The sequence below is a fragment of the Novosphingobium sp. genome, assembly GCF_039595395.1.
In the GTDB taxonomy this organism is placed as follows: domain Bacteria; phylum Pseudomonadota; class Alphaproteobacteria; order Sphingomonadales; family Sphingomonadaceae; genus Novosphingobium.
This window is the reverse complement of the sequence record NZ_JBCNLP010000001.1, coordinates 702779-716808: the sequence shown is the minus strand read 5'-3', so window position 1 is coordinate 716808 and position 14030 is coordinate 702779. Positions and strand designations below refer to the sequence as shown.

General features: G+C 64.5%; 11 protein-coding genes. 3 read left to right on the top strand and 8 right to left on the bottom strand.

Annotation, left to right across the window (positions count from 1 at the left end):
• The first annotated feature begins 150 nt into the window (after positions 1-150).
• Together ABDW49_RS03355 and ABDW49_RS03350 are read left to right on the top strand one after the other, a co-directional pair.
• Complete coding sequence (locus ABDW49_RS03355; protein WP_343609714.1) at positions 151-2469, top strand: EAL domain-containing protein; 2319 nt, start codon at positions 151-153, stop codon at positions 2467-2469.
• 692 nt (positions 2470-3161) lie between these two features.
• On the top strand, positions 3162-3917 hold the full coding sequence (locus ABDW49_RS03350; protein WP_343609713.1) for a dienelactone hydrolase family protein: 756 nt from the start codon (positions 3162-3164) through the stop codon (positions 3915-3917).
• On the opposite strand, the gene ABDW49_RS03345 is transcribed toward ABDW49_RS03350, so the two are convergent.
• From ABDW49_RS03345 to ABDW49_RS03325, 5 genes are all read right to left on the bottom strand, one after another.
• Positions 3918-4757 (bottom strand): proline dehydrogenase, encoded by an 840-nt coding sequence (locus tag ABDW49_RS03345; RefSeq protein WP_343609712.1) that lies wholly within the window; start codon positions 4755-4757, stop codon positions 3918-3920. It lies immediately after the preceding gene.
• On the bottom strand, positions 4754-5812 hold the full coding sequence (locus ABDW49_RS03340; protein WP_343609710.1) for a GNAT family N-acetyltransferase: 1059 nt from the start codon (positions 5810-5812) through the stop codon (positions 4754-4756). Before ABDW49_RS03340 ends, ABDW49_RS03345 begins: the two co-directional genes overlap by 4 nt.
• A 167-nt stretch (positions 5813-5979) precedes the next feature.
• Positions 5980-6198 carry a helix-turn-helix transcriptional regulator gene (locus ABDW49_RS03335; protein WP_343609709.1) on the bottom strand — a complete coding sequence of 73 codons (219 nt, stop codon included), beginning with the start codon at positions 6196-6198 and terminating at the stop codon, positions 5980-5982.
• 168 nt (positions 6199-6366) lie between these two features.
• Positions 6367-7341 (bottom strand): TylF/MycF/NovP-related O-methyltransferase, encoded by a 975-nt coding sequence (locus ABDW49_RS03330; RefSeq protein ID WP_343609708.1) that lies wholly within the window; start codon positions 7339-7341, stop codon positions 6367-6369.
• Between the two features lie 300 nt (positions 7342-7641).
• Positions 7642-8952 (bottom strand): MFS family transporter, encoded by a 1311-nt coding sequence (locus ABDW49_RS03325; RefSeq protein ID WP_343609707.1) that lies wholly within the window; start codon positions 8950-8952, stop codon positions 7642-7644.
• Between the two features lie 169 nt (positions 8953-9121).
• On the opposite strand from ABDW49_RS03325, the gene ABDW49_RS03320 reads away from it, so the two are divergent.
• Positions 9122-9769, top strand: a complete 648-nt coding sequence (locus ABDW49_RS03320) for a helix-turn-helix domain-containing protein (protein WP_343609706.1) — start codon at positions 9122-9124, stop codon at positions 9767-9769.
• Between the two features lie 4 nt (positions 9770-9773).
• On the opposite strand, the gene ABDW49_RS03315 is transcribed toward ABDW49_RS03320, so the two are convergent.
• Genes ABDW49_RS03315 through ABDW49_RS03305 form a run of 3 tightly spaced genes read right to left on the bottom strand, consistent with a single transcriptional unit; the run spans position 9774 to position 13848 of the window.
• Complete coding sequence (locus ABDW49_RS03315) at positions 9774-11180, bottom strand: TolC family protein (protein WP_343609705.1); 1407 nt, start codon at positions 11178-11180, stop codon at positions 9774-9776.
• A 7-nt stretch (positions 11181-11187) separates the two neighbouring features.
• A complete protein-coding gene (locus ABDW49_RS03310) occupies positions 11188-12735 on the bottom strand; it encodes an MDR family MFS transporter (RefSeq protein WP_343609704.1) in 1548 nt (515 codons plus the stop codon).
• Positions 12736-12738: 3 nt separating this feature from the next.
• A complete protein-coding gene (locus tag ABDW49_RS03305) occupies positions 12739-13848 on the bottom strand; it encodes an HlyD family secretion protein (protein ID WP_343609702.1) in 1110 nt (369 codons plus the stop codon).
• Positions 13849-14030 lie beyond the last annotated feature (182 nt).

Sequence of the window (14030 nt, the reverse complement as noted above, 5' to 3'; positions counted from 1 at the left end):
AGGATCGCGCCCGCTTAACACCGGCCTTGCCCCGCCACCCTAACAACCACGGTTAAGAGAGTTTTACCGAATCCTGTTTAAGCACGGCACTGCAAACCGGTCTGATCCGATTCTCAGGACACCAGATTGGCGTGCGAAAGGGACACCCGAATGATCGCTCTGACGGCAAAAAGCCGGCAAAAATCGAGTCGCGCCACGCCAACCAGCATCCTGCTCTGGGCGCTTCTGCTCGCCGTGTGCTGCGGCGCGATCGCCCTGGCCGAACCGCTGGAGGATCTCTTCCGCGGCGGGCGTAACATGATTCGCGCCCGGCCTGCCGACGGCAGGATTGTCGTCGTGGGTCTGGACGAAAAGACGTATCAGCATTTCGGCACTTTCAAATTCTCGCGCAAGATCGATGCGAGGCTTATCGACAATCTTGTCGCCATGGGCGCGCGCCACATCTATTTCGACCGTACCTATTCGGATGTCTCGACCCCCGCCGACGATCAGGCGATGATCGATGCCCTGCGCCGCAGCGAGGGCAAGGTGTCGCTGGGGACGATGGCCGCCATCGGCAGCAAGAACAGCGTGACCGGCATGACCACCGCGATCACGCCCTGGCCCGGTTTTCGCAAATTTTCACAAGTTGCCCTGCTCAACGGCAGCATCAAGCCCTTTTCGCTCTCCGTCGAATTCCCTTACTCCAGCCGGGTAAGCGGTCAGATCGTCACCTCTGCTTCCGCCCAGATCGCGGGGCGCAGCGGAAAGCCCGACGTCTATTATCGCCCCGACTGGTCGATCCAGATGCGCACGATTCCCACCGTCAGCTTCGCCGATGTGGCCGAGGGCCGCGTTGCCGCCGATCAGATTCGCGGCAAGGACGTGCTTGTCGGATGGACTTCTCCACGACAGCCCGACATGCATGGTATGGCCGGTCAGGGCTGGTATCCGGGCGTCTATTTCCACGCGGTGGGTGCCCAGACCCTGCGTGAGGGCAATCCGCAAAATTGGGGCTGGATCCTTGCCGTCGCCATTGCCACGGCCTTCTCCATCCTGTTGCTGCGTTGTCGCGAGCGCATAACGGTGGGCGCTGTGTCCTCGGGGGCGGCCATTGTCCTGCTCGCCCTGCCCTTTATCTTCGACGCGCATTTCATCACCGCAGATTTTCTGCCGGCCTATCTGCTGTTCGGCATCGTCGCCTATCGCTCGATGATGCTGCGCGAGATCAGCCGGGCCCAGCGCCTGCATGCCGGAACGCTGCTGCCCAATCTGTCAGCGCTGCGCGAGGCACCTCAGGCCAATGAAAAGCCGCTGGTGGCGATGCGTATCCGCAATTACGCCGCGATCTGCTCCAGCTTCTCCGAAGCGATCGAGACCGATCTGGTCAATGAGCTGGTGCGCCGCCTGTCGCTGCCGGGCCAGAGCAATATCTTCTATCAGGCCGAGGATGTCCTCTATTGGCTGGCCCCGCGCCTGCCCGCCGACGAGCTGGCCGACCATATCGAGGGTCTGGCCCGCCTGATCGAGACCCAGATGATTCTGGGCACGCGCAAGATCGACGTGCAGGTCTCCTTCGGCCTCGACGACGAGTATGAGCGCACCGTCAGCAACCGCATCGCCAGCGCCCTGCTGGCCGCCGACCGCGCCGCCAGCCGCAACCAGCTCTGGCGCTTCCACCAGTCGGACAGCGAGGGCGACACCAGCTGGCAGCTCAGCCTGGTGGGCGAAATGGACAATGCGCTCGACCAGGGCGACATCTGGGTGGCCTATCAGCCGCAGTTCACCATCGACAATCTGCGCATCATCGGCGCCGAGGCCCTGGTGCGCTGGCAGCATCCCGAGCGCGGCTCGATTTCGCCCGAGACCTTCGTGGGCGCCGCCGAAGCGCATAACCGCATCCTGCGCCTGACGCTCTATGTGCTGGAGCGGGCCACCAGCGACATGCTGCGCATCGTCGACAAGCAGGTCGGTTTCCGCCTGAGCGTCAATCTGTCGGCCACGCTGCTCGACAACCCCGATCTTCCGGCGCGAATCGCCGGCGTGCTGGCCACCACCGGCTTCCCGGCGGCCAGCCTGACTCTGGAAATCACCGAAACCGCCCAGATCACCGAGAACAACAAGGCCAATGTCACGCTGGCCCAATTGGCCGAGACCGGTATCCAGATTTCCATCGACGATTATGGTACCGGCAATGCCACCCTCGATTATCTCAAGAGCTTCCCCTGCGACGAGGTGAAGATCGACCGCAAATTCGTCACCCATCTGACCACCGATGACGATGACCGGCTGATGGTGGAATCGACGATCGCCCTGGCCCATCGCCTTAACCGCAGGGTGATCGCCGAGGGTATCGAAGATCGCGCCACTCTGGATCTGTTGCGCCAGCTCGGCTGCGACATCGCCCAGGGCTATCATCTTGGGCGGCCGATGAAATTTAAAGATTTGGTCACCGTGGTGTTCCCTTCCAGGACACCACGCGCCGCCTAAAGGTTAACATACGTTTACCACTTGCGTTTGGTTTACAACCAGTTAACGTTGCCCTTGCCGGAACCGTCTCCGGTAGGTCATGTTTTCTGGGAGCGTTACCATGACGAACAAGAAGCCCGTCTCGCGCAATATCTGGGACAGCTGGAATGGTTTCCTCGGCGGCGGCGACTAATCGCAACCTGCTGAAATCATTCAGTTAAAAGACGGCCTTGGACAAGCTCCAAGGCCGTTTTCATATGTACGAAGAAGATGAAACGAAACGCGGTGCCGCCCGCCACTCCTTACAGAGGCAACACAATATTAAGGACGAATCCGGAGGAATCTCGCCAACGTCGCCCGCGCTCAAAATAAGTACTAAAACTTATATCGAAGCTTGAATTCGATCAGATACTCCCCGCACGGGCCTTCTGGCGGCGCATTCTTTCTTGCTCCCCCACGAGCGCGCGGCACGAGCCACAAGACGGACAGGTCGCCCCCTGCGATCAAACCCCCGCACCACTCCTGCGGCACCGGAACAAAAAGCGCGAATTTCCGCTTCATAGCTATCGCTGACCGCCTGGCTTCCCGGTTCGATGGCACAAGCGCTCCATGGCCCTGCCCCACCGACGGCGGCTGGCGCCAGGACGCCGATACGCCACCGCGCCCGTTGCACTGGCCGGAACGCTCCCTCCCAGCGCGGACAAGGGCAGCCCATGACTGACAGTATCCTCACCATGATCGACGTCACCACGCCTGACGGGGTGATGCCCACCTATGTCCACACACCCCATGGCGAGGGGCCCTGGCCCACTGTCATCATGATGATGGATGCGGGGGGCATCCGGCCGGCGATGCAGGATCTGGCGGCGCGGCTGGCCTCGCACAGTTTCGCGGTGTTTCTGCCCGATCTCTTCTATCGCTCCGGCCCCTATGAGCCGGTCGATGTGAAAAAGACCCTGGGCACCCCCGAACTGTGGGAGGCGCATCGCGCCAAATTCATGACCTCCGTGCCCCCCAAGGCAACGGTCAGCGATCTCGGCGCCCTGCTGGAGGCGATCGTGCTCCATGATGCCGCGCAGGGCGGGCCGGTGGGCATCGTGGGCTATTGCATGGGCGGGCGGCTGGCGCTGCTGGCGGCGGGCAGCTTTGGCGACCGGATCGACATCGCCGCCTCCTATCACGGCGGCGGGCTGGCCACGCAGGATGCGGACAGCCCGCACCATCTGGCCCCGCGCATCAGCGCGAAGGTCTATGTCGCCGGCGCCAGCGAGGACAAGAGCTTCGACGAAGCGCAAAAGGCTCGGCTGATCGCCGCGCTGGATGAGGCCAAGGTCGACAGTACGGTCGAGACCTATCCGGCCCATCATGGCTGGGTGCCCGCCGACATGCCCGCTCATGATCCTGCCGAGGCCGAGCATCACTGGCAGACACTGGTCCCGCTGATGGAAGAGCTGCGGCAACCTGCCTGATCAGTCCGCCTGATCGGGCCGCCCGGTCAGATCCCGCCAGTACCAGCCCGGCAGGTAAGGCCGCGCCAGCGCCTTATCGATGGCATAGGCCCACCAGCCCGGCCCGGTCGGCAGATAAAGCCGCAAGGGCACGCCCCTCGCCCGCGCCGCGGCAACGCTGCGCCGCCGGGGCAGGCCGCGCAACTGCTCCAGCAGGCATGGCGTGCCCGCCGCGATCAGCAGATCGAGCGCCTGGGCGGCCAGCAGCGGGTCATGGGTGGCAATCGCGACCGGCGCCTGGCGACCGGCGAGCACCCGCACCAGATCGAGATAGGCCCCGCTGCCATCCGCCGGATCGCCCAGACAATCCGCCCATTCTCCCTTCACGATACGCAAGGTCAGCGCGGTCTCACGCAGCGCTTCGACATCCGCCACGCTGCGCCGCCACCGCGCGGGGAGAGCACAACCGACCGAGGGATTCAGCAAAGCCGCCCCTTTGGCCAGATCCAGCGTGGCATCGGCCAGATGCGAACCATGGGCATCGAAGACGAGCCCTACCCCCGCCTCGGCTGCGGCCCTGGCCAGATGTTCGACCCGCGCGGCGCTCAACCCCAGCATCGGCGCCTTGACCGCCAGCACGGCATCCCGCCCCGCCAGCACCGCGATCAGCGCCAGATTGGCCGCCAGCACGCCATCGGCATCCTCATCGCCGGCAAACCAGCCGAAACTCGTGGCCCAGCCGCGCGCCTGCCACGACCGCGCCTGCCGCCCCGCCCATGCCGCGTCGGGCAGGGGCAGATGGCGCCCCATCAGCGCCGGCAGGGCGTAGCGGGCATCTCGCAAGTGGCTCCACAGCGTCACGCCTGCTTCCGCCCCAGCCTTTCCTTCAGCCAGCCCAGACCATCCTGCGCCAGCGCGGCAGCCCCGCGCCAGTTTCGGGGATAGGTCCGCAGATGCAGGCATTCATGGCTGTCGCGCGTCCAGAAATCGGCGATCCAGGGCTCAGCCTCGCCCATCAACTCATAGGCCTCCAGCCCGGTGCGGGCGGCATGGCGCAGCGTATGCAGCATCAGCAGATTGCCCGGCGAGCAGGCGCGATAGGCCTCGTCATAACCAATCTTGAAGAGCCAGTAGCGGTTGAGGCTGACCACCGCCAATTGCATCGCCACCGGCTTGTGCCCGATGCGCAGGAAGGCGATGCGCAGCTTCCCCTGGTCGCAGGCATGGCGGAACCAGGCGCGGGCGAAGGCCTCCTTGTCCGGGTCGCAGCCGATGGCGCTGCCCGCCGCATGCTTCCAGCTTTTCATCTCCACGCCGATGGCCTCGTCGAACAGCATGTCGAATTCGGCCGGGTCCGGCGCGATGATCTCATGGAACACCGCCCCCATCGCCGCCGCGCGCCTTTCGGCCCGGCGAAAATCGGAGCGGCGCCCGGCGTTGAGAAAGCTGTCGCCCTGCCCCCAACTCGCATCGAGCGCGATGGTCGGGCAAGGCCGCGCCGGACGCAGCGAGAGCATCCCGCGCCCCCGCATCGCCTCACGCAGGGCCGGGATCAGCAGCGAGGAGGCCGGAATACGATCCAGATCGAGCGGACGGCCATCGCGCACCAGCGCCTGCGCCAGCAGGGCCGCGCCCTCCTCGCCGTCACACAGCGCGTCGCCCGGCTCGAACACTTCGCGCGCCCCGGCCAGCCGCCAGCGCGCGGTTCCCTTCGGCTCCCGGCAAAGCGGGATCAGCGCCGCGATGCCCTGCGGCCCGCGCCCGACAAAGACGGCGATGTCTTCGGGCTCCAGCAAGGTTCCGGCCAGCGCCTCGACAAAGCCCAGGGTCTGGGTCGGCAGGTGCGCATAACGCTCCAGCCGCAGCCAGTTATCGGCCAGCAGATGCCCGGCCTCAAACCGTGCGAAGTCAAGCATCAGCCCCGTCTCGCTGTCACTGCGGGGCGCGTCGCCCGGTGATGGAAAGCTAAAGATCTGATGTTCCACGCCCTGCCCTTTCCCTATGCGATTTATACAGCAAACCCTAAAGATTGCCTGATGAAATCGTGCCGGGGAAAGGTCCGGAACGGCGATTGTCGCGACCTTCACCGCGCCAGAGGCAGGCTCAGCAATTGCGCGCGACTATGGCAGCCGGTTTTTCGGAAGATGCCGCTCAGATGATATTTGACGGTATGTTCGCTGATCCCCAGCTCATAGGCGATCTGCTTGTTGAGCAAGCCGCGCCGCACGCCATCGAGAATGCGCATCTGCGTCGCGCTGAAAGCATCGGCGGGCAGGACATGTTCAGGCAGAAAGTCGCGCATCGCTCCTCTCCAGCGTCGGCTTGCGCTTTTGCAGCGTCCCCTTCTCTGCCAACGCGGAATGAGCCCCCCGGTTCCGCAAGCGGGCGCGACCGTTATGCTGCAGCCATGCTGCACATGCCAAATCCCCTTGAGGCCCGCCCGTGCCCGCGCAGCACGGGCGATCACCGGCTATTTCGTGATAATCATCGAGCCCGCGAAATCGGGCAAGGGCACAGCGCAAGCCCCACGCGCCTTCACGAATTCATCCACCGCGCTACGCACCCCCCGATAGCGGCGGTTGTTGTAATCATGGACGAAGATATAGCCGCCCCGGCTCAGCCGGTCATAGAACCACTCCAGCCCGGCGCTGATCGGCTGATAGAGATCGACATCCAGACTGACGAAGGCGAAGGTATCGTCGAGATCTTGCAGGGACTCCGGAAAATAGCCCTGCACGATCCGCACCTTCGCGGGATGCGCCATCTTCTTCATCACAAGATCGACGCTGGTGTTGACGAAATCACCCACCTGCGCGGAAGAGAAGCCATTGCCCTGCTCCGTTTCCAGATCCTTTTCCGAAAAGCCGGTGAAGGTGTCGAACAGATAGAGCTTGCGGTCGGGAAACAGCGTGTTGAGCAGGCTGGCCTGATCGCCCTGATAAACCCCCAGCTCGCCAATGGCTCCCTTGATCCCCAGGTCGGTGATGCGCCGTGCCGCCAGCCGAAAGGCATGGTTGCGCACGAAATCGCGCGGCAAGGAATCGAAACCTTCCTCGCTGTCGGCCAGATCGACATACATCGTCGCCAGCCCAAGCGGGGGGATCGTCATCCCCAACTGCTCGTTCAGCACGCGGATGTCGCGGTTGGCACGCTCATGCAGCTCACGACTGTAGCTGGGGCAATAGGCCACGATCTTTTCTTCGGGCACACCGCGCTCCATCAAACCCGCGCGAATGGAATCGACTGCCCTGGCGGTGACCACGATGTAATCATAATCGAGCCGCGCCAACTGCTCGGGCGACACCACCTTATAGCCTTCCACGGTGGTGCCATGCTTGGTCTGGTCGTTGTCCATCAGAGCGACGACGACGAGATGATCGGGAGCCGCGCTCAGAAAATCCTTGGATGCACTGCCGACACCAAAAACAATGATATGCTTCAACATCGTCTCCATCATCCGGGTCATTATCGATGAATGTCCCGCGCAGGACGAATGGATAAAATGAGATCGCGCTCAGGCCTCACCCGTCAGTGAATATTTTATTTCACGACAAGAAAGGTCAAGATGAAAATTTTATCACTGATCAGGAACAAAAACCAATTTCGAAAATTGTTCATGTTTACAATGGCGCAATGCATGACATAAGCCTGCACTTTAGAACCAGCCGCAAATTACTACACAACAATGACAGTTGTGAATGCCTAGGCAACATACACCCGGCCAAATCGATCTGCCTTGCCAGCCTCAGGACTGCGCGCGCCCATCACCCAGATAGGGCGCGCGGCGCGGCAGGGCCCAGCTCACGGCCACAACCACCACCATCATCGCGGTGACATACCAGTAGAACACGCCTTCATGCCCCACCGACTTGGCCCAGAGCGCGACATATTCCGCCGAGCCCCCGAAGACCGCATTGGCCAGCGCATAGGCAAAGCCCACGCCCAAGGCACGCACCTGCGTGGGGAACAGCTCGGCCTTGATGATGCCCGAGATCGAGGTGTAGAAACTCACCAGCGCCAGCGCGGCGGTGATCAGCACGCCTGCCTCCAGCGGGCTTTTCGCGCCATGCAGCAAAGTGATGATCGGCACCGTCAGCAGCGCCGCGCCGATGCTGAAGATCAGCATGTTGCTGCGCCGCCCGATCCTGTCCGACAGGGCGCCCATCACCGGCTGCAGGCACATGTAGATGAACAGGCACACCGTCATGATCCGGCTGGAGGTGGCGATGCTCATCCCCGAGGAGTTGACGAGGAACTTCTGCATATAGGTGGTGAAGGTGTAGAAGATCAGCGAGCCGCCCGCCGTAAAGCCCAGCACCGACAGGAACGCTTTGGGATAGCGCTGCAGCAGAGCGATCAGGCTGCCAGCCTCCTTGTCCTCGCGCGCTTCATGCCCGGCGGTTTCCTGCAGCCTCAGCCGCGCCACCAGAGCGCATAGAGCCGCCAGCGCGCCGATGGCGAAGGGAATGCGCCAGGCCCAGGCCTTCATCTCGGCCTCGGGGAAGAACTGCTGGAGCACCACCACCACCAGCGAGGCCAGCAACTGCCCGCCGATCAGCGTGACATACTGGAACGACGACAGGAACCCGCGCCGCCCCTCGATCGAGACCTCGCTCATATAGGTGGCCGCCGTGCCATATTCTCCGCCCAGGGCAAAACCCTGCACCAGCCGCGCCACCATCAGCAGCGCGGGTGCCCAGACGCCGATCTGCGCATAGGTGGGCAGGCTGGCAATCCCCAGCGAGCCCGCGCACATCGTCAGCACCGAAGCGATCAGCGCGCCGCGCCGCCCATGCCGGTCCGCCATGCGCCCGAAGAACCAGCCGCCGACCGGGCGCGCCAGAAAGCCCGCCGCGAACAGCCCGGCGGTGTTCAGCAATTGCGTGGTGCGATCCGCCGAGGGGAAGAAGGCCCCGGCGAAATAGATCGAGCAAAAGGAATAGACATAGAAATCGAACCACTCGACCAGATTGCCGCTGGAAGCCGCGATGATCGCGCCGATCTTGCCCCGCGTGCTGTGATGATCGGAGGCAGAATGGCCGGTGTTGGCAACCATGGTGGTGTCGTTTCCTCACGCTGGCGCCCGGCACCTTGCCCTTTGCCATCCGGCCGCCCTTGTGCGTCAGGCGGGCGGCCAGCACAACCGGCACCTTACCCCCTTGCCATATCCGCTCCCCGACCAAAGCCGTCTTCGTTCGGAGTAAAAAACGGTGTATGACAAGCCGATGACCGGCCAGATTCACGAGTCACCAGCACCCACCGCTCCGGCACGCCCGCGCCCTGCGCGCGGCGGCGCCGTGGCGGCGCTGCGTCCCGCTCCCCAGCCGCGGCGCCGCGATGCGGTGCAGCGGCGCGAGGCGCTGCTCAATGCGGCCGCCACCTGTTTCGAGACGCGCGGCTATTCGGTGCCGCTGGAAGAGATCGCCGATCTGGCGGGTGTGGGGCGTGGCACGCTCTATCGCAATTTCCGTGACCGCGTGGCGCTGGCGCTGGCCATTTTCGAGCGCGAGATCGATAATCTCGCCCCCGATCATGAGCGGCATCTGCCGCTGGATCAGGCCTTGCGCTCGATGGTGTTTCGCGGGGCGCGCATGTCCTCGCTCTTCACCCGCATGGCCGCCGAGGTGGAGTTGACCGATGCCCAGATCTCCGATTTCAAGGCGCTGGGCCAGCGGGCGCAGGTCGCGATGGAACCGCTGGTGCACCGCGCCCATGCCGCCGGGCAATTGCGCAAGGACATCGGCCCGGCCGAGGTGCTGACCGCCGTGCGCATGCTGGGCACGCTGTGCAAGGCGCCCAAATCCAGCGAGGAGGTCGAGGCCCATATCGATATGGGCCTCTCGCTGCTGATGAACGGGCTGGCGCCGCGCTGAAGGCTTACTCCTTCCAGCCCAGCCCCAGCGCCTTGTTCACCGCGATAAAGTCCAGCGTCAGATCGGCATTGGCCTGAGCCAGCGACAGGCTGGCCTGAAGCCGCGCATTCTCACGCCCGATCTGCTCCAGCCCGGAAGCCGTGCCCGCCGCGAAACGCTGGGCGCCCAACGCCTCGTCACGCTGCGCCGCCGCCTCGCCCTGCGCCAGATGCGCCAGACGGGTGCGCGCCGCGCCAAAGCGCGACAGGCTGCTCTCGGCATCCTCCAAGGCCTTCAGCACCGCGCTGCGGTATTGCGCCTCGGCGGTGTCGCGCTGGGCTTCGCTCTGGCGGACCAGCGCGTGGCCCTTGCCCCAATCGAGCCCCGCCCATTTGAGCTGAGGCAGAACACCCCAAGCCCCCATCGAGGGATCGACCAGATCGCCCATTTTGGCGCCGCCCAGCCCCAGAATGCCGGTGAAGCTGATGGTCGGCAGCAGCTTGGCCTTGTTGACGCCGATCTGCGCCGTGCTGGCGGCCAGCGCCCTTTCAGCGACGCGCACATCGGGGCGCTGGGCGATCAATTGCGCCGGATCGCCCACCGCCACCTGAGCGGGCAGCGTGGGGATCGGCTGCGCATTGCCAAGCTGGGCATCCAGAGCGCCTGGGGCCTGCCCCGTCAACACGGCAAGCTGGTTCATCGCCACCTCCGCCTGTGCCTGCAAAGGCGCGCCTTGTGCCAGCGTCGATTGCAGATCGGCCTGAGCGCGCTCCACATCCTGCTGGGTGGCGGTGCCCGCGCCCTGCCGCTGCTTCGTCAGGTCCAGAGCATGGCTCTGGCGCTCGGCCAGGGTCGTCAGCAGCGCCTTGCGGCTCTGGGCATCGCGCAAGTTGACATAGGCCTGCGCCACCTGCGCCGAAAGGCTCACCTGCGTATCGGCAAGGCTGGCCTGACGCTGGCCGATGGTGGCGCGCGCGGCCTCATTGTTGCGACGGTCGGCGCCCCACAGATCGGGCTCCCACGAGGCGGTGCCGCCCAGATTGTAGAAGGTGAAATTGGTGCGGTCGCCATTGCCGCTGATCGGCGGAATGTCGAGATGCGCCGCCATAAAGCTGGGCGCCAGAGTGGGCAGACCCGCCGCCTGACGCTGGCGCAGAATGGCGCTGGCCTCGCGGATGCGGGCCTGCGCCTCGTCGATGGAGGGGTTATGCGCCAGCGCGGCATCGATCAGCGCGGAGAGCTGGGCGTCGTTCAGTGGCTCCCACCAGCGGGCCAGAGCGGGGCCTGCAACAACCGCATCTGCGCCGCGCGCAAAGGCGGGGCCCGCCAGAGCAGCAGAGGATTTGGGCGGCCCGGCATAGTTGGGCCCCACGGTGCAGGCGGCCAGCCCCAGCGGCAGGACCAGAATGAAAGGAAGGGAACGCATCGTCATAAAGGCCTCAATGCATCGGCGCGCTGGGCGCGGCATCGCTGGGGAAAGGGCGAAGGAACAGGACCAGCGGCAGCACGATCAGCGTACCCATGCCCATGATCCAGAAGATATCGTTGAAGGTCATCACCAGAGCCTGCGCCTGGATCTGCTGCTCAAGCTGAGGCGCCGCGCTGGCGATCCCGCCGAGCGAGGCAACCTTGGCCTGCACCAGATGGCCATTGGCGTTCAGCGTTTCCTCGATGCGGCGGGCATGGAACCACGAGCGCTGATCCTGCACGATGGCGATGCCCGCCAGCGCGAAGCTGCCCCCCAGATTACGGAAGGCGTTGAACAGGCCCGAGGCATCGCCCGAATCCTCGCGAGACACCGAACGCACACAGGCCTGGCTGAGGAACAGCATGCCAAGAATCTGCCCGACCCCGCGCAACAACTGCGAGGCCACGAAATTGCTGCCGTCCGAAACGATGCTCAGATCGGTGTCGAACAGCGCCGATGTGCCCATGATCAGCAGCCCCGAGGCCACCGCGATCCGCACGTCGATGCGTTTCAGCAGGATCGGCACGATGGCCATCATAAACAGGCTGGGAATGCCCGAAAGCAGCACGATCTTGCCCGACTGCAGGGCGTTATAGCCCGAAATCAGCGCCAGAAACTGCGGGATCGCATAGGACGTGCCATAGAGCACGATCCCCAGCACGATGCCCATCATCGCCACCGCACCGAACTGCCGGTCCGCCAGCAGTCGCAGCTTGATGACGGGGCGTTTCGCGGTGAACTGGCCGATGGCGATGCTGACAAAACCCAGCCCCGACACCAGCGCCATATAGCGGATCAGGTCCGAGGCGAACCATTGCTCGCGCTGGCCTTCTTCCAGCAGCACGGTCAGCCCGCCCAGCCCCAGCGCCAGGCCGACGATGCCGAACCAGTCGGCCTGTTTGAACTGGTCGAGATGGCTCTTTTCATGCGGCAGGCCGATGATCAGCAGCGCCAGCAGCGCGATGCAAACCGGCAGATTGAGGAAGAAGGCATAGTGCCAGCTTACATTCTCGGTCAGCCAGCCGCCGATCAAGGGCCCCATCACCGGGCCCATCACGGCGGTCACCCCGAAGGCGGCGATGCCGATGGGTTGCTGGCTGCGCGGCAGGCGCATGGCGATGATGGTCTGGGCGGTGGGGATCAGCGCGCCGCCGGTAAAGCCCTGCCCCACGCGGCCGATGATCATCTGCGGCAGCGTGCCCGCCATGCCGCACATCATCGAGAACAGCGTGAACAGGCTGGCCGCGATCAGCAGGAAGGTGCGCAGCCCCAGCACCCGCTGAAACCATGCGGCCAGCGGAATGATGACGATTTCGGCCACCAGATAGCTGGTGGCGACCCAGGTGCCCTCGGTGCCCGATGCGCCGATCTCGCCCTGAATGGTGGGCAGGGCGGAGTTGACGATGGAGATGTCGAGCGTCGCCATCAGCGCGCCCAGCGTGCCCGCCGCCACGGCGAGCCATGCGGTCAGATCCGCCTTTTCGGGCGGCGGCGGAGGATGAGGCAGATCGCCGGCCATGGCTTAGCGCGCCTCATCCTTGGCGGCTTTCGTGTTCACAATCGTGGTCACCGACAGCCCCGGCACCAGCAGGCGGCGGGTGGCAGCATCGGCATCGATGCGGATGCGCACCGGCACGCGCTGCACGATCTTGGTGAAATTGCCCGTGGCGTTGCTGGGCGGGATCAGCGAGAATTGCGCCCCCGTGCCCGGCGCCATGCTCTCCACCGTGCCGTTGACGGCACGTCCACCCAGGGCATCGACCTTGATCTTCACCGGCTGACCGGGGCGCATCAGCTCAAGCTGCGTTTCCTTGAAATTGGCGGTGACGTAGATTTTAGACAGCGGCACCAGCGTCATCAGGCGGGTGCCCGCCTGCACATACTGGCCCGGGGTGACGGTCTTGTCGCCGATGCGGCCATCCTCGCTGGCGCGGATCAGCGTGGCATCGACATCGACGTTTGCGGCGGCCAGCTGCGCCTTGCCGCCCGCGCCCTGCGCCTTGGCCTGCTCGATCTGGGCCTGAAGCGAGGTGATGCGGCGCTGTTGGCCAAGGATCGCGGCCTGCTGCGCGCGGACCTGCGCCGCCGACTGCTGGGCATTGCTGCGAAGCTGCGCCAGTTGCTGGCCCTGCTCGGCCCCGCTGGCCACCAGCGGCGTGTAGCGGCGCACCTGCTCGGCATCATAGGCCGCCTTGGCCTGCGCCACCACCAACTGCGCGCGCGATTGCTCGATGGCGGCTTCCTGCTCGCCGATCCCGGCCTTGGCATTGGCGACCAGCGCATCGGCCACCTCGATCTGCGCCGAGGCCTGCGAGGACTTCGCCTGGAAATCGCGGGCATCGATGCGCACCAGCGGCGTGCCGGCCTTCACATCCTGATTGTCCGTCACCAGCACCTGCGCGACATATCCCGCGATACGCGGCGAGACGACCACCGAATCGACCTGAATCGTCGCGTCATTGGTGTCTTCGAGATATTTTCCGGTGGTCTCGTAATTGACCAGCCAGATGCCGCCGCTGACCAGCGCCGTCACCCCCAGAACCGTGAGAATCAGCCGCGCGCGGCGCTTTTTGGCGGGGCTGTCGGCCTCCTCGGACGTGGCTTCTGGGGCGGGGGAGGAAGGCTCGCTCATCGCTCTCTCTCATGTCTTGGCAGCATTTGGACAGGCCGTCTTCTTCGGCCACGGGCATCCGCAGGAGCGGTTGGCTGGATGCAGCCATAAACGGACACTTTGTCCGCTTCCACCAAAAAATGCATAAGCGCGCGAAAAGAAAGCGCGCAGACACAAGGGTTCGGCAGGGAAAGGCTGCTCCC

What these genes read in the sequence shown, in the direction of transcription:
- ABDW49_RS03355 (WP_343609714.1), top strand. Translation starts at nt 151, where the DNA reads ATGATCGCTCTGACGGCAAAAAGCCGGCAAAAATCGAGTCGCGCCACG.
- ABDW49_RS03350 (WP_343609713.1), top strand. Translation starts at nt 3,162, where the DNA reads ATGACTGACAGTATCCTCACCATGATCGACGTCACCACGCCTGACGGG.
- ABDW49_RS03340 (WP_343609710.1), bottom strand. Translation starts at nt 5,812, where the DNA reads ATGCTTGACTTCGCACGGTTTGAGGCCGGGCATCTGCTGGCCGATAAC.
- ABDW49_RS03335 (WP_343609709.1), bottom strand. Translation starts at nt 6,198, where the DNA reads ATGCGCGACTTTCTGCCTGAACATGTCCTGCCCGCCGATGCTTTCAGC.
- ABDW49_RS03330 (WP_343609708.1), bottom strand. Translation starts at nt 7,341, where the DNA reads ATGTTGAAGCATATCATTGTTTTTGGTGTCGGCAGTGCATCCAAGGAT.
- ABDW49_RS03325 (WP_343609707.1), bottom strand. Translation starts at nt 8,952, where the DNA reads ATGGTTGCCAACACCGGCCATTCTGCCTCCGATCATCACAGCACGCGG.
- ABDW49_RS03320 (WP_343609706.1), top strand. Translation starts at nt 9,122, where the DNA reads ATGACCGGCCAGATTCACGAGTCACCAGCACCCACCGCTCCGGCACGC.
- ABDW49_RS03315 (WP_343609705.1), bottom strand. Translation starts at nt 11,180, where the DNA reads ATGACGATGCGTTCCCTTCCTTTCATTCTGGTCCTGCCGCTGGGGCTG.
- ABDW49_RS03310 (WP_343609704.1), bottom strand. Translation starts at nt 12,735, where the DNA reads ATGGCCGGCGATCTGCCTCATCCTCCGCCGCCGCCCGAAAAGGCGGAT.
- ABDW49_RS03305 (WP_343609702.1), bottom strand. Translation starts at nt 13,848, where the DNA reads ATGAGCGAGCCTTCCTCCCCCGCCCCAGAAGCCACGTCCGAGGAGGCC.